The sequence below is a fragment of the Parvimonas oralis genome (assembly GCF_047608425.1).
Lineage (GTDB): Bacteria > Bacillota > Clostridia > Tissierellales > Peptoniphilaceae > Parvimonas.
Window position 1 is genome coordinate 20,606 of sequence record NZ_JBLKRS010000005.1, and the last position, 23,198, is coordinate 43,803.

The following is a 23,198-nucleotide window of genomic DNA, read 5'->3' on the forward strand; positions in this document are numbered from 1 at the left end:
TTTCCTCTAACTTATCTATTTATTTCTTCCACAACATTTTTTATATTTTTTACCGCTTCCGCAAGGGCATGGGTCATTTCTTCCAACTTGTTTTCCTTTAACAACTGTTGTTTGTTCGTCCGGAACATTTGTTGAAACTTCTACTGCCGCTCTTTCTCTTTCGATTTCAGCTCCTGCAGGTTGAATGTTGAATAATCCCTTTAGAACGTCTGCTCTGATTGATTCGTTCATTTCGTTAAACATTTCAAAGCCTTCTGCTCCGTATGCTCTTACAGGGTCTTGTTGTCCGTAAGATCTTATACCGATACCTTGTCTTAATTGATCCATAGCGTCTATATGATCCATCCATTTTCTATCGACAACCATAAGCATAATTACTCTTTCAATTTCTCTCATTTGTTCTTCGCCGATTTGCTCTTCTTTTTCAGCATAGAATTTTTGAGAAACTTCTGTTATATAGCTTTTTAATTCCTCTTTATTTAAGCCCTTCATTTCATCAAAGTTTAATAAACCGTGAGGTAAATATGCATTTTCAATTGCCATTTTTAAATCGCTTAATTCTATTGATTTTCCGTCAGAATATTGTTCAACTGTTGCATCTACGAATTCAATCAACATTTCTTGAATAGTGTCTTTCATATCTGCACCGTCAAGAACTGCACGTCTTTCTTTGTAGATTACATTTCTTTGAACATTCATAACGTCATCATATTTTAATACATTCTTTCTGATACCAAAGTTATTTGCTTCAACTCTTTCTTGAGCTCTTTCAATTCTCTTTGTAACAGTACCAAATTCCAATACTTCATCCGGGTCATAATTTCTATTCATGGCAAATTTTTGTATAGCTTCTCCACCAAATAAACGCATTAGGTTATCTGTAAGGGAAACGAAAAATCTTGATTCACCAGGGTCTCCTTGACGACCTGAACGACCTCTTAACTGATTGTCAATACGTCTTGATTCATGTCTTTCAGTACCAACAATGAAAAGACCACCTGCTTCAATTACTTTCTTCGCATTTTCATCAGTTTGAGCCTTATATTTTTCATACAAGTTCTTAAACACTTTTCTAGCTTCTAAAACTTCTTCATCATTAGTTTCCCAGAAAGAGTCTAAATTATCTAAAATGTATTGAGGTGTTCCATTTTTCTTCATTTCATGTTTAGCCATAAAATCAGGATTACCACCTAAAAGAATATCGGTACCACGACCTGCCATATTTGTTGCAATAGTAACTTTACCGAAAACCCCTGCTTGAGCAACTATTTCAGCTTCCCTTGCATGGAATTTAGCATTCAACACATCATGTTCTATTCTTTTTTTCTTAAGCATTGCACTTAGTAATTCTGAAATTTCGATTGAAATTGTACCAACAAGTACAGGTTGACCTGTTGCATGAATTCTTTCAATTTCTTCAACAATTGCTTTAAATTTAGCTTCTTCTGTTAAATAAACTCTATCGTGATGATCTATTCTTATAACTGGTTTATTTGTTGGAATTTCAATAACATCCATATGATAAATTTCATTGAATTCATCTTCTTCAGTCTTTGCAGTTCCTGTCATACCAGCCAATTTTTCATACATTCTGAAGTAATTTTGATAAGTGATTGTAGCAAGAGTTCTAGATTCAGACTTAATTTCAACACCTTCTTTAGCTTCAATAGCTTGGTGAAGTCCTTCACTGTATCTTCTACCTTCCATGATACGTCCAGTAAATTCATCTACGATTAAGATTTCTCCATCTTCACTTACAACATAATCAACATCTCTTTGCATTGTGTTGTTAGCTTTCAACGCTTGATTAATATGATGTGCAACTTCCATATTAACTGGATCTGAAAGGTTTACAAGTCCAAAAAATTCTTCTGCTTTTTCAGTACCAATTTCAGTTAAGTTTGCAGTTTTATGTTTTTCATTAACTACAAAATCAACAGTTTCTTCTCTTAGCTCTCTGTTGTAAAAGTCTTCATTTTCTTCACTTGGATCTGCAATTCTTCCCTTTAAACTTTTTACAAATCTATCAGCAAGTGCATACAAGTCTGTTGATTGATCTCCTTCACCTGAAATAATAAGTGGAGTTCTAGCTTCGTCAATTAAAATCGAGTCAACTTCGTCGACGATTGCATAATTAAGTCCTCTTTGAACAAGTTCTTCTTTATAAACAACCATATTATCTCTAAGGTAGTCGAAACCGAATTCTGAGTTTGTACCATAAGTTATATCACAATTATAGTTTTCACGTCTTTCATCATTTGAAAGTCCGTGTAAAATACAACCTACTTTCAAGCCTAAAAATTCGTGAATTTTACCCATCCACTCTTTATCTCTCTTTGCAAGGTAATCATTTACTGTTACTATATGAACACCCTTACCTGTAAGAGCATTCAAATATGAAGGCAAAGTGGCAACTAAAGTTTTTCCTTCACCTGTTTTCATTTCGGCAATTCTACCTTCGTGTAGAACAACCCCACCAATTAACTGTACTCTATAATGTTTCATACCTAAAACTCTATAAGCAGCCTCTCTAACAGTTGCAAAAGCTTCAGGTAATATATCGTCTAAAGTTTCACCATTTGCTAATCTAGTCTTAAATATTTCTGTATTATTTCTAAGTTCATCATCTGTTAATTTTGAATATTTTTCTTCGTAGGACATTATTTTATCTACGATTGGGTTTATCTTTTTAACTCTTTTTGCAGAAGAATTAAAAATATCACTAAAAAATCCCATAACTCACCTCTATTTAAAATATATATTTTATCACAACTGATATTTTACCATAAATACTCAAAATTTACAAATTTTCAAAAAGAATTTATACAAATAATTTTTTCCGTTTTAATGTAAGATATTGACAATTTTTTTAAAATCTTATAAAATAATTTGGTATTCGTGTGATACCAATAGTAGCCTATTTTTTAGGCAGAGTAGGAAACTTGCATTAAGTGTTACAAGATGGGATGTTGCTTGTAAACGAAGAGAATTCTCGTGGTTAGTTTTCGCATCCACTGTTGGCATTGATTTTTGAAAGGAGAAAAATGAAAAAAAATAGGTTTACAACCACACAATTAGCTATATCAGGACTTATGATAGCTTTAACAGTTATTTTGTCTTATCAAAATATTTATTTATTCCCACCTAGAAGTGGAAGAATTACACTTAGATTTATACCTATGATTTTCTCAGGTATATTATTAGGACCTACACTTGGAACTATGATTGGTGGAGCTTCTGATCCATTGATTTATTTCATGACTTTGGGTTCTCCCGGAATGTATTTCCCAGGATATATGTTTACTAATATGATAATGGGATTTTTTCCGGGACTTATACTTGGAAAAAATATTGAAAAAGAAAGTAAACTTTCTATAATTTTAAAAGTTGCACTTATATCAATTCTTTCTTTTACAGTTACAATATTTTTAGACAGCTTTTGGCTATCTATCACAAGAGGTAAAGGATTTTGGTATTATGTTGCTTCAAGAACATTGCCAAATTTAATTCAAATGGGAATTACTTTTGTTGCAATTTTAGTTTTAACTACAAGAATAAAAAAAACATACAGATAAAAATTTTAATAAAGAAAAATCATAAACACGAATTAACAACTGGCTGCAATTGCAGTCAGTTTTTTTGTGAGTAATTAATGTGTCTATAACACATTTCACTTTTGCTAAAGCAAAAGTATGAGATCTCCACAGTCGATTGTATCCAAATCAAGATTTGGACAATCTTTGCGTCAGACCTACTATAGATTATTTACAAGTAAATAATCTAAGTTAGGGCTAGATTCTCTCCGTTTCACTCCGGTCGAGATGACGTATTAGGGGCATTACTTTGCTAACTATTTTAACGTGAGTTTTTGTTCGTTATAATTTTTTTAATAAATCGTAAGCTCTTTTACAAGCAATAGTGTTTCTGAAAGAAATTCTACAATAATTTTTTTATGTATCTTTGATACATTTACTTTTGCTAAAGCAAAAGTATGAGATCTCTCGACTTCGCTCGAGATGACGTGTTGAGAGCATTACTTTGCTTGGTTTTTGACGTGAACTATTAAATCCTCTACAGGTAAATAAATTTAGGGATAGATTCATTTTGCTAAGGTTTCAGTCGAAATTACGTTTTAGTGGCATTACTTTTCTAACTACTTTGACGTGAGTTTTTTTGTATGTTAAAATTTTTTTATAAATCGAAAGCTGTTTTACTATTAACGGTAAACTATTAAACGAGGGTACTTCCTTACTTATACCCTTTTTGAATAGATTTGTCACTATTTATGTAAACTATTAAACGAGGGTACTTCCTTACCCGTCATTTCGACCGTAACGAAGCAACGCGAAGTGAAGTGGAGAAATCTCAACTATTGCTTAGTTATAAGCAATAGTATTTCTGAAAGAAATTCTAAAATATTTTTTATGTATCTTCGATACATTTACTTTTGCTAAAGCAAAAGTATGAGATCTCCACAGTCGATTGTATCCAAATCAAGATTTGGACAATCTTTGCGTCAGACCTACTATAGATTATTTACAAGTAAATAATCTAAGTTAGGGCTAGATTCTCTCCGTTTCACTTCGGTCGAGATGACGTGTAAGGAGCTTTACTATGCTAAGTATTTTGACGTGAATTAGTTAATTCTCTTTACAAGTAAATAATCTAAGTTAGAGCTAGATTCGCTACACTCAGCTTCGCTTCGTTTCGCTATGCTCAACTCCGGTCGAGATGACGTATTAGGAGCTTTACTTTGCTAATTGTTTTCACGAGAAAAAATTACATTAATTTGAATAATAATATATTTGATTTGTTATTTAAACATATAAAAAATATAATGTGAAAAATGTAAAACTTTGTTCTATGTTTGTCAATATATCTATAAAAATGTATTGTCTTTAAATATTTTATTTGTTATAATATAGCTAGTAAGTTTAAGGAGGGAGCTATGAAAATTAATGTAAATTCTGAAATTGGAAAATTAAAATCAGTTTTACTTCACAGACCTCATAAAGAACTTTTAAATTTAACACCTTATTTACTTGATGAACTTCTTTTTGATGAAATTCCATTTTTGGAAAATGCACAAAAAGAACATGATATGTTTGCAAACATTTTTAGACAAAATGGATGTGAAGTATTCTATCTTGAAGATTTGTGTGCTGAAAGTCTTTATGATGACGGTATAAGAACTGCTTTTATTGAAGAATTTTTAGATAATGCGGATGTTCATGTAGAGAATGAAAAAAGATTATTAAGAGAATTTTTATTTTCTATCAAAGATAATAAAGAATTAGTTTTAAAAATGATGGAAGGTGTTAGGAAGAATGAAGTAGATTTAAGAGAGCCTTCAACTTTGAGCGAACTTGTTTCAAAAAATGATTTCTTCATTTCAAAACCGCTTCCAAATCTATATTTTACAAGAGATCCTTTTTCATTTATTAAAGACGGAGTAAGTCTTCATACAATGTGGTCCGTTACAAGAAGAAGAGAAACTCTTTTTGGAAAACAAATATTTGAACATCATAAAGAATTTAAAGGAATTAAAAAGTGGTATAATAGAACAGATATTCCTTCAATTGAGGGTGGAGATATTTTAGTTTTATCTGAAGATGTTGTTGCTATCGGTATTTCTCAACGTTCAACACCAATAGCCATTGAAACTATTGCAAAAAGACTTCTTACTGATGAAAACGGAGTAAAAACCGTACTTGCTTTGGTAATTCCAAACAACAGAGCTTTTATGCATCTTGATACTGTTTTAACTTCAGTTGATAGAGATTTATTCACTCTACATCCTGAAATCGAAAAGACATTAGAAATTTATTCATTAAAATTAGTTGATGGAAAAGTAAAAGTTGAAGTTGAATCAACTGATATAGAAGTTGTATTGAAAAAATATTTACATGTTGATAAAATTGACTTTATCCGCGAAGGAAAAGGTGGACTTTTAGATACACATAGAGAACAATGGTCTGACGGATATAACACATTAGCTATCGCACCTAGAGAAGCTATCGTTTATGATAGAAATACTATAACAAATCAATTACTTGAAGAAAAAGGAGTAAAACTTCATAAGATTGATTCAGGTGAATTATCTAGAGGACGTGGGGGTCCAAGATGTATGAGTATGCCTCTATTTAGAGAAAACTTATAATAAAAAGATTTTAATTAAAGCACAGAATTTCTGTGCTTTTTCTATGCCTTATTTTAGCACAAAAAAACAACGGATTTTTACCCGTTGTTTTTCAAAGTTTTTTATTAAACTCTTTCTACAAATAATTTTCCAACTTCTCCATTAAAGTCAACTTCCTCTGTATCTAAATTGTCAACAAAAGTCAATTCAACACTTAAAGTTTCATTCATTATAAATTCTTTGTAGTTCTCAACTGCTTTTTTCAATCTTTCTGAACATGCACATTTTATTCTAATTTCATCAAGAACGTCAAAATCAGCAGATTTTCTCATTTGTTGTATTTTTGAAATTACTTCTCTTGCAAAACCTTCGTCAAGTAATTCATCAGTTAAAGTTGTGTCTAAAATTACGAAAAGATTATTTTCCATAGTAACGTCAAAGCCTTCTTTTGCACTAACTTTTACATCAACATATTCTTTTAAGATTTCAGTTTCTTCTCCATTTAGATTTACAAAAACAGAACCTTTTTCAAGTTTTTCTATAAATTCTTTTGCATTTGTTTCATTTAAGAATTTTCCAAATTCTTTAATTTTAGCTCCTAAAATTTTACCACAAACTTTAAAATCCGGTTTTAACATATAATTCATAAAGCCTGATAAATCTTTTTCGAATACAACTTTTTTAACATTAAGTTCTTCCTTAATCAATTCTTCTAAGTCGCCAATTTTTTCTTTTAAAGCAAAATCAACAACTATTTCAGAAAGTGGTTGTCTAACTTTAATCTTAACTTTTTCACGACTTGCACGACCAATTGTTACAAGATTTCTAACGATATCCATTTTTTCTTCCAATGCTTCATCAATTAGACTTTCATCACATTCAGGAATAAAATCTAAATGAACACTCTTCTTGTCAGTTAAATTACGATACATTTCTTCTGCAACAAAAGGTGTAATTGGAGCAATAATCTTTGAAATTCCAAGTAGTATTTCATAAGTTGTATTGTAAACAGCTTTTTTGTCGTCATCAACTTCTGTATTCCAAAATCTTCTTCTATTTCTTCTGATATACCAATTTGACAAATCTTCAATTACAAAATCGGAAATAGCACGAACAACTTTTGTAACTTCAAATTTATCCATATTTTCATTATACATCTTTAAAAGGTTATTATAACGTGATAATATCCATCTATCTATTTCAGGTCTCTTATCGTATTCTACAAAGAACTCTCTTGGATCTATATCGTCAGTTCCTGAATAAAGTTGGAAGAAATTATAAGTATTCTTGTAAGATCTGAAGAATTTACTTTCAATTTCTCTAAGTCCTTCGACATCAAATCTAGTTGGAACCCAAGGTGGTGAAACATAAAGCGAATAAAATCTCACAGCATCTGCTCCGTATTTGTCAAATAATTCTATCGGATCAATTGTATTTCCACGAGATTTACTCATCTTCTTGCCATCTTTATCCAAAATCAAATCATTTACTAAAACATTTTTATATGGAGATTCTCCCGTTATTAATGTTGAAATTGCAAGTAATGAATAGAACCATCCACGAGTTTGGTCAATTCCTTCACTAATGAAATCTGCTGGGAATAATTCTCCAAAGTTTTCTTTGTTTTCAAAAGGATAATGGTGTTGTGCGAAAGGCATTGCTCCGGAGTCAAACCAAACGTCGATAACGTCTTTTTCTCTTGTCATTGTGCCACCACATTTTTCACATTTCAAATGAACATTATCTACATAAGGTCTGTGTAATTCGATATTTTCGTCAATATCTTCAATACTTCTTTCAGCCAATTCTTTTCTTGAGCCAACACTTGTACAATGACCGCAATCACATTTCCAAACATTGAAAGGAGTTCCCCAATATCTTGAACGGCTAATTGCCCAGTCATTTAAGTTTTCAAGCCAGTTTGCAAATCTCTTTTCTCCAACAAAATCAGGATAGAAATTTACAGCCTTTGCATTTTCAATTAATTTGTCTTTATATTTAGTTACTTCAATGTACCAAGATGGTTTTGAATAGTAAATTAAAGGTGTATGACATCTCCAACAATGTGGATAATTATGTTCAACCTTTTGTTTTTTCAATGCCTTATTATTTTCAAAAAGATATGTGATAATATCAGCGTCACATTCCATAACAGGTCTGCCTTCATATCTTGTAGTGCTGAATTTTCCTTCTTCATTAACAGGATTAATCAACGGAAGATTATATCTTCTTCCTGTTTGATAGTCATCTTCCCCAAAAGCAGGAGCAGTATGAACAATACCTGTACCGTCTTCAACAGTTACATAATCTGCAAGAGTTACAAAAAATGCTTTTTGTTTTGTTTCAATTTCAGGAATAAGTTGTTCATATTCCCAATATTCCATATCTTTTCCTAAGAATTTTTCTACAACTTCATAATCTTCTCCTAAAACTTTAGTTGCTAGATTTTCAGCTAAATAGAAAATTTCATCTTTATATTTTACCTTAACATAAGTTACATTAGGATTAACAGTCAAAGCAACATTAGAAGGAAGAGTCCAAGGAGTTGTTGTCCATGCGATAAAGTAAGCATCTTCGTCCTTCTTCTTAAACTTTGCATAAACTGTTGTAGTCTTAATCATTTCATAGCCTTGAGCTACTTCGTGAGATGCAAGACCTGTTCCACAACGTGGACAATATGGTAAAATCTTTGCTCCTTCATACATTAAACCTTTTTTGAAAATCTCATTCAAAAGATTCCAAACAGATTCAATATAATTGTTGTCAAGAGTTATATAAGGATTGTTCATATCCGCCAAGAAAGCCATTCTTTCAGACATTTCTCTCCATTTACTTTCGTAAACAAAAACAGAATCTCTACATTCCTTACAGAATTTTTCTACACCATAATTTTCAATATCTTTTTTACTTGTAAGTCCTAATTTCTTTTCAACTTCAATTTCAACAGGTAGTCCATGAGTATCCCAACCTGCTTTTCTCTTTACTTTAAAACCTTTCATAGTTTTATATCTACAAGTCATATCCTTTAAAGTACGACTTATAACATGGTGAATACCGGGTTTACCATTTGCTGTTGGAGGACCATCAAAAAATATATAATTTTTTTGTCCCTCTCTTGCATTTACAGATTCATGCAACAAATCTATCTCATTCCAATATTCAGATATTTTCATTTCTCTATCCTTAACGGACTCTTTTGAAAGTTCTCTAAACTTTGCCATATATACCTCCATTTTTTCTATAAAAAAATCCCTAAGATAAAATCTTAGGGACGAAATTTTTCCGTGTTACCACCCAAATTATTTAAGATTAAAAAAATCTTAAATCACTCAAAAATCCTTAACGGGATTAACCAAAAAACTCCAAGTTGATACGAGTTTGCTTCATAAAATAGTTTGCACCATACACTATCTCTCTGAGTTAATTCACAAGCTCCGTCCTCTTCATTGTTTATTATAAAATATAGGCATAATTATACTATAAATGCATAAAAAAGTCAAATTTTTTATTCAATTCATTTAATAAAAATTCAATATAAATTTCTATTTTTTTACTTTTAAATATTTCATTAGAAAAAATTGTTTTTCGATATTTTTCATTTTATAACAATAAAATTATTAAATATTTTTATTCATAAAAAATATTATTTACAAAAACAAGTTGATTTATGTTTGTTATTCTATTATTAAGGGTATTAAAATAAATATATCTTATACATGTTTTCGGAGGTAGAAATGAATATTTATGATTTTAAAGTAAATGATATTGATGGAAACGAAGTTTCAATGGAACAATTTAAAAACAAAGTTTTACTTATAGTAAATACAGCCAGCGGTTGCGGTTTCACTCCGCAATTTGAAGGATTACAAAAACTATATGATGACTATAAAAATAAAGATTTTGTGGTTTTGGGATTTCCTTGTAATCAATTTAAAAATCAAGACCCAGGAACTAATGAAGAAATTAAATCTTTTTGTAGTTTGAACTACGGTGTAACTTTTCCTATGTTTGAAAAAATAGAAGTGAACGGAAAAGATACTCATCCATTATATAAATTTTTAAAGGCAAAAAAATCCGGTCTTTTAGGGAACAAAATAAAATGGAATTTTACAAAGTTTCTAGTTGATAAAAACGGAAATGTTGTTTCAAGATTTGCTCCAACAACAAAGCCGAAAGATATTGAACAACATATATTGGAACTTTTAAAATAATTTAAAGAAAGCAAAAATGCATTGTCGAATGAACAATGCATTTTTAAATTTCTTTTCTATTTAATGTAAATATAGATGTAAAAATCATCAAAATTGTAAGTAATATTGTAATTGTAATTGAGTATTTATAATCCATAAATGACATACTTCCCTTAATGAAATTAATATTGTCCGAGATTAAAAACATTGGTAAAAACTTAGCTATTTTATCATACATTCCAAGTAAAAATTGTAATGCAACTGTTATAACTAAAGTTGATAAAGCACCGACAGTATTTCTAAACACAAAACCTGCAAAACATTCCAAGATTATTAAAAATATTCCAAATATCCAAATTGGGATTGAAGCCTTTATTGCAAGTAATATCTCAACATTTTCTTTAAATATATAAACTGTATATATATTAAAGATTAAACAGTAAATAATGAAAGATACTGTCCATAGTAAAGAAGCAAAAATCATTTTAGAAATTACTATCTGAAATCTAGGTAATCCCTTTGCAACTAAATTTACTAATGTTTTTTTAGAAAACTCATTTACTATATAATTACTGAAAATTATAGCTATAAATATAAAGCCAAGTTGAGTTACATTTTTAAAAAACTGTGCCCATGAATCAATAAATGTAGGCTCTTGAAGCCCTTTAGCTAGTTCTTCTCCTAAAAATGATTTTAAAATTTCAGGAGATATTTTTGCTGTAACAGGACCTAGAATACCAAGAAATAAAAATATAAAAGACATTATAAATAATTTTTTATTTCTAACACTTTCAAGATATTCTTTCTTTAACAATGCTATAAATACTTTCATTTTATCACCTCTATAAATAAATCTTCTAATGAAGGCTTAATTATATTGTAGCTACCAATAAGCAAATTATTATCCAAAACAGTTTTAAATATTCTATTTTCAATATATTTCAAGTTTTCAAAAGAAGAAAATATTGCAGAGCAATCCTTTAATTCAACTTTAATATTATTAATTTCAAATTTATTTAAAAATAAATCCCTATCTTCAATTTTAAAAAATTCTACTGAAATTTTATCTTTTAATCCCATATTTTTGATGTCGGATATATTTCCATTTAAGCTATTAACACCGTCATTTAATATCAAAAACTTATCACAAACTCTTTCAACATCTTGTAGGATATGAGTTGAGAATAAGACCGTTGTATGCTCCTTAATCTTTAATAGTATATCCAAAATTTCTTTTCTACCGATTGGATCTAAAGCTGAAGTCGGCTCATCGCAGATTAGTAATTTAGGTCTATTAAACAAAGCCTGAGCAATTCCAAGACGTTGCTTCATTCCTCTAGAAAATTTTCCTATTCTCTTATTTTCATCTTTGAGTCCGACTAAATGTAATATTTCTTCTGTTCTTTCTTTAATTTCTGATTTTGATAATCCCGTAATTTCTCCACATAAATTCAGATACTCTTTTGAAGTCATGTAGTCATAGAATTCCGGAACATCAGGCAAATATCCAATAAATCTATTAGTTTTCGTATTTCCAAAATGGACTTTTTCATCAAAAACTAAAATCTCCCCACAATCAGCTTTTAAAAAACCTAAAATGATTTTCATAGTGGTTGTTTTTCCAGCACCATTTTTTCCTAGAAATCCAAAAATCTGTTTTTCTTTGATACTAAAAGACAAATCTTTGATTACGTCATTTTCATTAAAAGTTTTTCTTAGATTTTTTACAGTTAAAATATTCACTATTCTTCACTTCCAAATACAAAATATGAAATAGGTCCAATAGTTTGAATAAGAACTATCACACAAATCCATATCAATCTATTTCCACATCTATAATTTTGATGTTTTAAGCAATGTCTTAATGCAACTACTAATAATGTTATATTTATAATAATAATTGGCAATAAAATTAAAAAATGTTCTCTTAAAAAGTCCATAATCTCCTCCTATTTATCCACAAAATTCTTTAACTTTTCATAAAGCTCTTCAGTTTTCTCATTAGTTCTCATATTAATATAAACCGGCTTTTCATTTTTTCTACTTATCTTTATGACCTTATCAGTCTTGTTGAAAACATAAAGCCTAACATTTCCTTCTCCTTCTAGAGAGAAATTACCATAAGATTTTTCTTTAGTAGCTCCACCATTAATCCTAATAGCTCTTTTTTTAGGAAATTTATCAAGCAATTCTAAATTTTCAATATCACTTTGTTTTATATTTTCTTTATAAAGCATTGTTGAAATTTTTACGGTATCTGAAATCTCAACTTTCCAATCTTTTTCAAAAATTAATGCCAATGCAACTATTATTACAAATGCTACAATTATATTTGAGAAGGCAAATAATATTTTCCCTTTTTTATTTCCACGATTAATAACTGTATTACCTGTATTCATAGGATCAGGTACTAAAATTCTTGAATCATTCGGATTTTTATATCCAAAAATATCATAGTATTCATCTTGATCTTCAACAAATTTATCATCTTCAATATTACTGCTTATTTCCATATCAATTTTATTAACAGTAGATATAATATAAAAGATAAAAAATGTAATCAGTATTATACTTGCTACAAAAGGAAGAAAAGAGTATTTATCCATTTTTTGTAAATATATTAAAACTAAAAATAAAACAGAATATACATTTACTAAAGTAAAAATTTTATTTTGAAGTTTTATAATTTTAATTTTATTTATATATAAATTCTTTTCTTTATTATCGCTTATTACTGATATTTTAGACCTTCTCCAGAAAAGTCCCATAAATATCATTGCTATTAAAGTTGTTGACAAGCAAATAAACAAAATTAACTCCATATCAGAAAAAGTTCCAAAAATAGAAAATCCCCCAATAAAAACCACCAAAGGAATTAACCAAAGGAAAATTGGAAGTTTCTGTTTATCTATTTCTTTTGAAACTGTAAAATCCACATATTTTCTCGTAAAACTTGCAAAGTTCTTTTCCTTTTTTAGTTTTCTCATTTGTTTTATATATTTATTTGACAAAAATCCTAGAGAAATCAAATAAGCAAAGATTATTCCGATAAAAAATAGAATTTCTATATCAGTTTTGGTAAGTAGTGGTAAAAATGAAATTATAAAAAATACTAAATGAAGTAAATTAAAACTCTTTAAAGCTTTTTTACTAATTTCTTGCACTTCCTTACTATCTACCTCATTTATAGGAATTGTAGTAAGTAAAATTTTCCTATTATTGTAAGAAAATCCTTTCTTTTGTGAAAAATAGCATATTGTAAAAGTCATCCATAGACATCCAATTAAAATTAAATCGTAAATCATATTAAAAACTCCTTTCTATAAGCTCAAGCAAGAACTCCTTTCCAAGATTTCTCATCTTAACCTCATTAATTAAGTTTTGTAAATTTTCTTTTATGTTCTCAATATTTTCTTCCGTACATCTAACATATACAATCGAGCCTACACGTCTGTCAATCTCTATTACATTTTCACTTTTTAAAATTCCATAAGCCTTATTCACAGTCATAGGATTTATTCCAAAATCTTTTGCAAGCTGTCTAACAGAAGGTAATTCATCTCCATTTTTTAAATTTCCCTCTGCAATTTCTTTAATGATTCCGTTACAAATTTGAGTGTAAATAGGAACTTCCGACAAAGTATCAATAAAAAACATTTTTCTCATCTCCTTGTATTATATATTATAATACAGATAATACAAAAAGTCAATAAGAACCCCACCCTTCCACGATGCTTTGCATCGGGTGGGTTCCCGGGAACCTTGTTATTTCACAATAAAAAAGTTTAGCTTTTAAGAAATTTTAAATCTTAATTGCTAAACTATTTTAAATATTTTTATACCATTTCAACTTTTTTCTTTGACTTCCAAAGATACAATGCCACACAACAAGCGGTCATCAAAACACAAGATAAAATAGTTCCCTCTAACCCAAAAATCGGATTATAAGCAAAACTTCCCTTTACTGAGCTCCCGATTTTGAAAATGGAGTAAGGAACATTATTTCCACTATTTGGTAATCCTAATAATATACTTTGAGTAAAATTCCACATTGCATGCAATCCCATTACCATCCACAAACTGTCGAAATAATATACAAGCATTGACGCAAAAACGCCAAAAATTAATATACAGTAAAATGGTAAAATAGACATTCCATTATTGAACAAATGTAAAGCTGCAAAGAATAGTGAATTAAATATAATTGCAAAAGCCGGACTATTAGTAGATTTTAATAATCTCTGATACATAAATCCTCTACATAATAACTCTTCTGCAGAAGATTGAACAAAAACTGCGAAAAATAAACCAAAAGCACGAAATATTTCAAATTGACTAAATCGTAAAGTAAAATCTCCATTTATCATGGCAATTAATGCACAGAGTCCATTTAACACAAATCCTATAAATAATCCCCAAAATAGATTTGCCATATTATTTCCTTTAGTCTTTGTTGTTATTTTATCAATTATATAATGATTATTTTTAAAAATGAATAGTACAAAAAGAACTCCAATCCATATATTAATGAATAAAATATACATAATAAATGTATAAATATATACATCACCTCTAATTAATCCGGATGTAAATAATCCCTTAACTAACCTAGATATAAATAATCCTCCTATTATTTCGCTTATGAATAAAATTGCATAGCTTATTATACAAATCCACAATATATATAATACATTAACATACCATTTTTTATCCTGTATATTTTCCATAATTAAATCTCCTTTTTCAAAATTTATACTTATACTATATATAATACAATTAAATTAAAAAGTCAACAGTTGGAAAATTAATAATTTTGACTGTAAAAATCCCTTTCACTAAATATAGAACTTTATAATATATATTATAATTATTCCATCATACCTTTCGTTATTTCACAATGAAATTTCTCCACTCCGTTTCACTTCGGTCGAAATGACATGTTATGAGATTTGCTTTGCTTAATACTGTAATATGGATTTTTTATATCCAATTTTAAACAAAAAAAGTTTAGCAAATAAGACATAAAAATCAGCCTTAATTACTAAACTTAATTTATTTTTTATTTACTTTTATATACGATAACCGGAGTGTTGATTTGAACATTATCGTAAATTTGTTTTACTTTATCAAGTGGAGTATTTATACAACCATAGCTTCCTGATGTTTTGTATATGTTTCCGCCAAATTTTCCATTTCTCCAAGTTGCATCGTGAATCCCTACACCTTTCCAATTTATCGGCATCCAATAGTCAACATGAGCAACATAATCATATCCTTGCGGAGATAATCCTTTAAGATTTCTATCTTTTTCTCTACTCCAAACTTTCATAACTCCTATTTGGGTTTCAACCTTTTTACTTACATCTCCGGTAACAACATCCGTCTCTAAAAGAAGCTTTCCATCTTTGTAAAACCACATATGTTGTCTGGTTAAGTCTATTTCAATATAGGTATTACCTATATCATCCTCTTTATCGTAGTATAATCCCTTGTGTATGAAAACAGGTTCGATAGAATCAGATTCATATTTTAACAGTTTTTCTACTAAAAGATCTTTTGTCTTATTAACATCAATTTGCCATCCATATATTCCATCTTTACCGGGAACAACAACCTCTCCTTTTCCGGTAGTTTGGAATTTTCTATCCATTCCAAAAGTATCATATTTTATAGCAAGTCTTCTAACATAATCTCTTGCCTTTTGTTCATCCGGCTTTAATTCACCATCAACAAAAGTAAAAATATTTGCCAAAATTTCCCCGTCTAACACTTCTTTATTTGAACCGATATTAAATTCATACTTTAATTTCGAAATTTTTTCATACTTTGAAAGAGCATCTTGTAATGACGGATCATCTTTTTTCAACTTTGGTTGCTCTGAAATTGTACTTAAATCAATACTTTCTTTTCTTTCAGATAAAGCAATTAAAATAGCTTCTTTTAATTTTTCCTTGGTTGTATAAGTTCCGGAAATTTCGCTTTGAATTTGATACTTACCGTCTTTATAAATAATCTTCGCATCTTCCGGATGTTTAAGACCTTTTAAAATTAAAGTATTTTTGAAAAATTCTTCAAATTTATCATTGTCATAACTTATATTTACTTCTAATTTAAAATCACGACTTGTAAAAAACGCTATAGGCCAAGTAAATTGATTTTGTAAAATTTTCTTGTCAGCTAAATATTCTTCATTATAATTAATCTTTTCAGGTTTAAAAAAATCACTTTTTCCATCAGCACGATTTAACTTAATAGAAACATCTGTCCAATCCTTATTGAAAACATCATCTATCATTACAAAGCTTACATCATTTCCATTTACTTTAGTATTAGGTAAAGCTATAAAAGAAAATATAATAACTCCCAATAAATAAATTGATAAAAGCAATGCACCCAAAAATATTCCTATTTTTTTAAATAATTTTTTCCCTGAATCTGATTTTTTGCTAATTTTAATCAAAAAATACACCTCCATTCTTATGAGAATATATTAATAATAATTTAATATATACCATAATTTTAAGTATTATAATCATTTTATTTACTTATTTTAATATATCAAAAGAATAATCAATTAATATTATCATCTAATTTTATCATATTTAATTTTAAAAGTAAAATTTTTAAAAAACTTGTATTTCCTTAATTAAAAGTTTATAATATATTTAGTAAGGAGGAAGATAAATGCTTAACATTTTTTTAATTTCCGACTCTACCGGAGAAACTGCGGAACAACTTGCACGTGCCGCTCTCGCTCAGTTCAACAACATTGGGTACACTTTTGAAAGATTCTCTCATATAAGAGAGTTTTCAGACCTTTCAGAGATACTAAACAAATGTAAAGATACTGAGAATTCAATTTTGTTTTATTCTTTAGTTGATGCTCCACTTTTGGATTATGTTAAAAAGTTTTCAGAACTACATTCTATAACTAATGTAGATTTACTTTCTGCATCTATTTTAGCAATTCAAAGAGTGAGTAATATGGCTCCCGGAAATACACCCGGCGCTCTTAGAAAACTTAATGAAGAATATTTTAAAAGAATTGACTCTATAGAGTTTGCCGTTCGTTACGATGACGGAAAAGATCCGAGAGGAGTTTTAATTGCTGACCTTGTAATAATAGGAATTTCTCGTACATCTAAAACACCGTTGTCAATGTATCTTGCAAACAAAAATATTAGAGTTGCAAATATTCCACTAGTACCTGAAACACCGGTACCAGAAGAATTATTTAAAGTTTCGCCTAAAAAAATTATAGGCTTAACAAACTCTCCGGAAAAGTTAGAAAGCATAAGAAAGGAAAGACTAAAATCTTTAGGTCTTCCTGATAATAGTATTTATTCAAATTCAAATAGAATACTTGAAGAACTTGAATATTCTAGCCGAATAATGAAAAAAATAGGCTGTCCCGTAATAGATGTATCAGCAAAAGCTATCGAAGAAACAGCTGACATTATCTTAAAACATCTGTTAAAAATTAATAAGTAATTGGAGGAAAAAAATGAGCAAATTTGTTTACAATTTTGATGAAGGCAATAAAGACATGAGAGCTTTATTGGGTGGCAAAGGCGCTAACCTTGCCGAAATGACTAACATTGGACTAAATGTTCCTTTTGGTTTTACTATTACTACTGAAGCTTGTAATAATTTTTACAAAAATGACGAAAAAATTTCTGAAAGTCTAATTGAAGAAATTAAAACTCATATTAAAGACTGTGAAAGCAAGCTACAAAAAAGTTTTTCAAGTACAGAAAATCCTCTATTATTTTCTGTAAGAAGTGGTGCCGTTATATCAATGCCTGGTATGATGGATACTATTCTTAACTTAGGTCTTAACGATAAATCAGTTATCGGTCTTGCAAATTCTACAAATAATGAAAGATTTGCATTTGATAGTTACAGAAGATTTATCCAAATGTTCAGCGACGTTGCTATGGAAATCCCAAAAATTTACTTCGAAAATGAACTTGACAGAATTAAAGAAGAAAAAAATATAAAGTTGGATACAGAACTAACTGCTGAAGATTTAAAAATTTTAGTTGAAAAATTTAAGAAAATTTTTAAAGAAGAAACAGGCAAAGAATTCCCACAAGACCCTATTGAACAATTAATCATAGCTATTAAAGCAGTTTTCAAATCTTGGATGAATCCTAGAGCTATCGTTTATAGAAAATTAAATGGTATTGATGATTCACTAGGAACTGCTGTAAATGTTCAAGCAATGGTATTTGGTAATATGGGTAACACAAGTGGTACCGGTGTAGCTTTCTCTCGTAATCCAAGTACAGGAGAAAATAAATTATTCGGAGAATTTTTAATGAATGCACAAGGCGAAGACGTTGTTGCAGGTATTAGAACTCCAGAATCAATTGAAAAGCTAAAAGAAATTATGCCTGAAGTTTATGATGAATTCTTAAGAATTGCAAAAGTTTTAGAAAAACATTATAAAGATATGCAAGACCTGGAATTTACAATTGAAAAAGGTAAATTATACTTATTACAAACAAGAAACGGAAAAAGAACTACAGATGCCGCAATAAATGTAGCAGTAGATTTAGTTAATGAAGGATTAATTTCAAAAGAAGAAGCTATTTTAAGAGTTGAACCAAAGAGTTTAGACCAACTTCTTCACCCTATCTTCAATGCTGAAATGATGAAAAATACTCCTATTTTATCAAAAGGTTTAGCCGCTTCCCCGGGAGCTGCAAGTGGTAAAGTTTATTTCCACTCAAAAGATATAGTTGATGCAGTAAAATCAGGAGAAAAAGTAATCTTAGTTCGTCAAGAAACTTCACCGGAAGATATCGAAGGAATGATTGAAGCTGAAGGTATCTTAACTGCAAGAGGCGGTATGACTTCACACGCTGCCGTAGTTGCAAGAGGTATGGGTAAATGTTGTATCGCAGGAGCAAGTGAAATCAAGGTTGATGAAATCGAAAAAGTTATAAAAACTCAAAACGAAGTTATCAAAGAAGGCGATATAATTTCTCTTGACGGAACAACAGGAATTATTTACAAAGGCGAAATTGAAAAATTAAATCCACAATTAACAGGAAACTTTAAAATCTTTATGGATTGGGTAAATGAAATAAAAGTTTTAGGAGTTAGAGCAAATGCTGATAACCCTAGAGATGCAAAACAAGCTGTTGAATTTGGAGCTGAAGGAATTGGACTTTGTAGAACTGAACATATGTTCTTTGACAAAGATAGAATCCCTGTTGTAAGACAAATGATTCTTTCAGAAAATACTGAACAAAGAGTTGAAGCATTAGAAAAAATCAGACCAATGCAAGAAAAAGATTTCTATGATATCTACTGTGTACTAAAAGAAAAATCAGTAACAATCAGATTGCTTGATCCACCTCTACATGAATTCTTACCTTATGAAGATGAAGATATTAAAAACTTGGCAAAAGAAATGAATATCGACGAATCTCATTTAAGAGATGTAATTACAGATTTGGAAGAAGTAAACCCAATGCTTGGACACAGAGGTTGTAGACTTGCAGTTACTTATCCTGAAATATATAGAATGCAAGCAAAAGCTATAATAAATGCTGCAATAAAAGCACAAAAAGATTTGAATATCTCAATTACTCCTGAAATAATGATTCCATTAGTTGGAGAACTTGAAGAATTAAAATATGTAAAAAGAGAAATCGTTGAAGAAATCGAAATGACTCTAAAAGAATTGAACGAAAACATTAAGTACAAAATTGGAACAATGATTGAAATTCCTAGAGCTGCCCTACTTGCTGATGAAATCGCAACAGAAGCTGAATTCTTTAGTTATGGTACAAATGACTTAACACAAATGACTTTTGGTTTTTCAAGAGATGATGCCGGAAAATTCTTAAACGAATATGAAAATAAAAAAATATTCGACTTTAATCCATTTGCAAAATTAGATCAAAAAGGTGTTGGTAAATTAGTAAAAATGTCTTTCAAACTTGGAAGAGAAACAAACCCTCATCTTCATGTAGGAATTTGTGGTGAACACGGTGGCGATCCTGATACAATTGAATTCTTAAATTCTGTAGGAATCGACTATGTATCATGTTCTCCTTTCAGAGTGCCAATCGCAAGACTTGCAGCAGCACAAGCTAAAATAAAACAAAGCAAATAAACTTTAACTAGAAGAAATATAAAAAATAATGGATAGCGAAATGCTATCCATTTTAATTTATAACAAAATTTTTACTTTTTATTTTTTCTTCTTAACTTTAGGGAAAGGTAATTCATCATACATTGTATCAAATAAGCCTTTTAGATACGTTTTATCTTCCACATCGTCAACCAATAGCATTTCCTTTGCTCCATCATAAGGCAATTGAAATTGTATGTCAGAAACATAGTCAATAGCTTTCTTTGTAGCTTTTACTAAAAATCTGTCATCATATATTCCACCTATAACTTTTTCTTTATAATAGATAATATATTCTCCCATCATTCCCCTATATTTTATATCTTCAAGTTCAGATAACTGTTCTAAAATATATTTTAAATATTCTTTACTTGATGCCATAATAACCTCCTAAAACAAAAAAATTATATAATAATACTTTTTGTAAAGTATTTTTCATCTATATATTTATGATCTATAACTATTATTGTTTTTGACTGCAAAAATTTCATAACATCGTCAAATATTTCATAAAAAAGAGATTCATCAAGCCCTGTACTTATTTCATCAAAAATATATAATTCACAATCTTTATACAATGCTCTGGCTAAAAGTAATCTTGTTTTTTCTCCACCTGATAAGGTGCTACTATCAAATCCGATGCTATTATCTGAATATTTTTCAATAACTTCTTCTAATCTACATATCTTTATTATTTGTTTCAATTTTTCTTTTTCAATATTCGATTTGAAAGTAATATTATCTATGATTGACATATTAAATAATTTATTTTCTTGAAAAACTGCCGATAAAGATATTGTTTTATTTTTCTTTCCATCAATTAAGATATTTCCTGAAGTAGGCTTATACAAATTTGTAATCAATTTTGCTAATGATGATTTTCCAGAACCAGTTCTTCCATTAATCTTAACTTTATCATTTTTATTAATAATAAAATTAAATTCACTTAAAATTTGATTATCACCATAGTTCAATGAAACATCTTTAAATTCAATAACATTAAAGTTTTTCTGTAAATCAATATTTTCTCTTTCAAGCATTTCAAAAGTATTGTCTATTCTCTTAACAGAGTTTTTAAATGCTGAAATTTCTTTTTGATTTTCTATTATATTAAATATCGGGTCAGTAATCATAGATGCATATAAAATTATTGCAATCAACGCACCAATGGACAAATTATTTTGACTGACACGAATTCCTCCGATAAGAATCAAAATAGCCATAATTAGATTAAACAACAATCTTACAAGTGTTTGAGAAATATTTTTTATATTTACAATTTTTTTATCCAATTTATTTAATTTGCTATTTTCAGAAGTAAAATCCTTACTAAAAAATTTTTCTTTATTAAATAATTTTATATCTCTTGCACCAACGATAATATCAAATAATTTATTTATAACATTTAATCTCTGAATTTGACTCCTTTCGGAAGCAATTTCCGAACTATTTAAAATTTTTTGAATAAGAATCGTTGATACAGAAGAAATAAGCAACATTGATATTAACATAATATAATCATACTTTATTATTATAATTGCACCTATAATAAAACTTGATATTGAAAAACCTAATCCAAAAACTAAAGGAATAATTTTATCATCAAGTGATTTTAAATCATCAATTATAGAATTAAAAACATTACTTCCCCCAATTTTTTCAAGCAAATCAATTTTTGTATTGAGAATACTTTCAATAATTTCATCTTTTATATCTCTATTTAGATTCAATTCAAACTTTGACCCAAAATTTATAAGAATTATCTTAAATAAATCAATTAAAATATATATAAGTGAATACAATATAATATATTTAAAAAACTCGACTGTATAACCAGTAGTCAAAGAATCTATAACTTTTTGAATTAATACCATAGGAAAAATACTGAAACTTCCGACAATAATTCCAGATATAAATAATATAATTATTTTATGAATATTCTTTTTATACTTACTTTTTATCATCACTTTACTCCTAATTTCAACATTTTATTATGATATTTCAATACTAAATCATAATTTTACTTTTATTATATCATACTAAAAAACTTTTTCAAAATAGTAAATTTTAAGGCATAAATTCATAAAAAAAGTCGGGATCCCCCGACTTTTATGCTAATTTTGAATATTCTATTGCTATTTTACTATTATTATTTTTTATTTTATATATAAAACCTAAAAAAGTAATAGATATTGCAACTACTAGACATATAAAAAAATTAATACAAACATTTTATTGGAATAATCAAAAAAGACACTTGTTATCCATACTAAAAATTTTAGCAGATAATCAAAAAAAAAAATCAACTAACACACTAGAAAAAATTAAAAATAAGCAAAGACCAAATTTATTCTGCTGTATTTTTATATATTTTTTCTTACAATTTTCAAAACAAGATTTTTTATAATTACTTTTTCCCATAAATTCTCCTATTTTTTCATTTTATTATAATATATAGTTATTGAATAATTTGTTTGTTCTATTTTTTCTTCTTAACTTTTGGGAAAGGTAATTCATCATACATTGTATAAAATAATCCTTTTAGATAGATTTTATCTTCCACATCGTCAACTAATAGCATTTCTTTTGCTCCTTCATAAGGTAGTTGAAATTGTACCTCAGAAACATAGTCAATAGCTTTCTTTGTAGCTTTTACTAAAAATCTGTCATCATATATTCCACCTATAACTTTTTCTTTATAATAGATAATATATTCTCCCAT

Annotated in this window: 17 protein-coding genes and 1 riboswitch; of the genes, 5 read left to right on the plus strand and 12 right to left on the minus strand. The window is 28.6% G+C overall.

Annotation, left to right across the window (positions count from 1 at the left end):
* Window positions 1-15 precede the first annotated feature (15 nt).
* Window positions 16-2,736 carry a preprotein translocase subunit SecA gene (gene secA / locus ACMX2D_RS05905; RefSeq protein WP_414973131.1) on the minus strand — a complete coding sequence of 907 codons (2,721 nt, stop codon included), beginning with the start codon at window positions 2,734-2,736 and terminating at the stop codon, window positions 16-18.
* Between the two features lie 191 nt (window positions 2,737-2,927).
* Window positions 2,928-3,019: riboswitch (THF riboswitch) on the plus strand.
* Window positions 3,020-3,044: 25 nt separating this feature from the next.
* Here secA and ACMX2D_RS05910 point away from each other — a divergent pair.
* Complete coding sequence (locus ACMX2D_RS05910; RefSeq protein ID WP_414973132.1) at window positions 3,045-3,575, plus strand: folate family ECF transporter S component; 531 nt, start codon at window positions 3,045-3,047, stop codon at window positions 3,573-3,575.
* Window positions 3,576-4,948: 1,373 nt separating this feature from the next.
* Window positions 4,949-6,160: an arginine deiminase gene (locus ACMX2D_RS05915; protein ID WP_414973133.1), complete on the plus strand. Its 1,212-nt coding sequence runs from the start codon at window positions 4,949-4,951 to the stop codon at window positions 6,158-6,160.
* A 104-nt stretch (window positions 6,161-6,264) separates the two neighbouring features.
* Here the strand turns inward: ACMX2D_RS05915 and ileS are convergent, their stop codons facing one another.
* Window positions 6,265-9,360 (minus strand): isoleucine--tRNA ligase, encoded by a 3,096-nt coding sequence (gene ileS / locus ACMX2D_RS05920; protein ID WP_414973134.1) that lies wholly within the window; start codon window positions 9,358-9,360, stop codon window positions 6,265-6,267.
* Between the two features lie 513 nt (window positions 9,361-9,873).
* Here ileS and ACMX2D_RS05925 point away from each other — a divergent pair.
* Window positions 9,874-10,350, plus strand: coding sequence for a glutathione peroxidase (locus ACMX2D_RS05925; protein ID WP_414973135.1), 477 nt, complete (start codon window positions 9,874-9,876; stop codon window positions 10,348-10,350).
* 43 nt (window positions 10,351-10,393) lie between these two features.
* Here the strand turns inward: ACMX2D_RS05925 and ACMX2D_RS05930 are convergent, their stop codons facing one another.
* From ACMX2D_RS05930 to ACMX2D_RS05960, 7 genes are all read right to left on the minus strand, one after another.
* On the minus strand, window positions 10,394-11,161 hold the full coding sequence (locus ACMX2D_RS05930; RefSeq protein WP_414973136.1) for a hypothetical protein: 768 nt from the start codon (window positions 11,159-11,161) through the stop codon (window positions 10,394-10,396).
* Window positions 11,158-12,072, minus strand: a complete 915-nt coding sequence (locus tag ACMX2D_RS05935) for an ABC transporter ATP-binding protein (protein ID WP_414973137.1) — start codon at window positions 12,070-12,072, stop codon at window positions 11,158-11,160. Before ACMX2D_RS05935 ends, ACMX2D_RS05930 begins: the two co-directional genes overlap by 4 nt.
* On the minus strand, window positions 12,072-12,269 hold the full coding sequence (locus ACMX2D_RS05940; RefSeq protein ID WP_004832345.1) for a PLD nuclease N-terminal domain-containing protein: 198 nt from the start codon (window positions 12,267-12,269) through the stop codon (window positions 12,072-12,074). Before ACMX2D_RS05940 ends, ACMX2D_RS05935 begins: the two co-directional genes overlap by 1 nt.
* A 9-nt stretch (window positions 12,270-12,278) precedes the next feature.
* Complete coding sequence (locus tag ACMX2D_RS05945) at window positions 12,279-13,634, minus strand: hypothetical protein (protein ID WP_414973138.1); 1,356 nt, start codon at window positions 13,632-13,634, stop codon at window positions 12,279-12,281.
* A gap of 1 nt (window position 13,635) precedes the next feature.
* The gene (locus ACMX2D_RS05950; protein WP_269754661.1) at window positions 13,636-13,986 is read right to left on the minus strand and encodes a GntR family transcriptional regulator; all 351 of its coding nucleotides are present in this window, start codon (window positions 13,984-13,986) and stop codon (window positions 13,636-13,638) included.
* 179 nt (window positions 13,987-14,165) lie between these two features.
* Entirely contained in the window at window positions 14,166-15,056 is an 891-nt protein-coding gene (locus ACMX2D_RS05955; RefSeq protein ID WP_414973139.1) for a CPBP family intramembrane glutamic endopeptidase, read from the minus strand.
* Window positions 15,057-15,388: 332 nt separating this feature from the next.
* The gene (locus tag ACMX2D_RS05960; protein WP_414973140.1) at window positions 15,389-16,798 is read right to left on the minus strand and encodes a L,D-transpeptidase family protein; all 1,410 of its coding nucleotides are present in this window, start codon (window positions 16,796-16,798) and stop codon (window positions 15,389-15,391) included.
* 215 nt (window positions 16,799-17,013) lie between these two features.
* Between ACMX2D_RS05960 and ACMX2D_RS05965 the strand changes: the two genes are divergently transcribed.
* A complete protein-coding gene (locus ACMX2D_RS05965; protein ID WP_414973141.1) occupies window positions 17,014-17,820 on the plus strand; it encodes a pyruvate, water dikinase regulatory protein in 807 nt (268 codons plus the stop codon).
* 13 nt (window positions 17,821-17,833) lie between these two features.
* Window positions 17,834-20,458, plus strand: coding sequence for a pyruvate, phosphate dikinase (gene ppdK, locus ACMX2D_RS05970; protein WP_414973142.1), 2,625 nt, complete (start codon window positions 17,834-17,836; stop codon window positions 20,456-20,458).
* A gap of 78 nt (window positions 20,459-20,536) precedes the next feature.
* Here ppdK and ACMX2D_RS05975 read toward each other — a convergent pair whose 3' ends face one another.
* The 3 genes from ACMX2D_RS05975 to ACMX2D_RS05985 form a co-directional block, all read right to left on the minus strand.
* Window positions 20,537-20,857, minus strand: a complete 321-nt coding sequence (locus ACMX2D_RS05975; protein ID WP_414973143.1) for a TfoX/Sxy family protein — start codon at window positions 20,855-20,857, stop codon at window positions 20,537-20,539.
* Between the two features lie 23 nt (window positions 20,858-20,880).
* Window positions 20,881-22,440 carry an ATP-binding cassette domain-containing protein gene (locus ACMX2D_RS05980; RefSeq protein ID WP_414973144.1) on the minus strand — a complete coding sequence of 520 codons (1,560 nt, stop codon included), beginning with the start codon at window positions 22,438-22,440 and terminating at the stop codon, window positions 20,881-20,883.
* A 515-nt stretch (window positions 22,441-22,955) separates the two neighbouring features.
* Window positions 22,956-23,198 carry a TfoX/Sxy family protein gene (locus ACMX2D_RS05985; RefSeq protein WP_448669191.1) on the minus strand — a complete coding sequence of 81 codons (243 nt, stop codon included), beginning with the start codon at window positions 23,196-23,198 and terminating at the stop codon, window positions 22,956-22,958.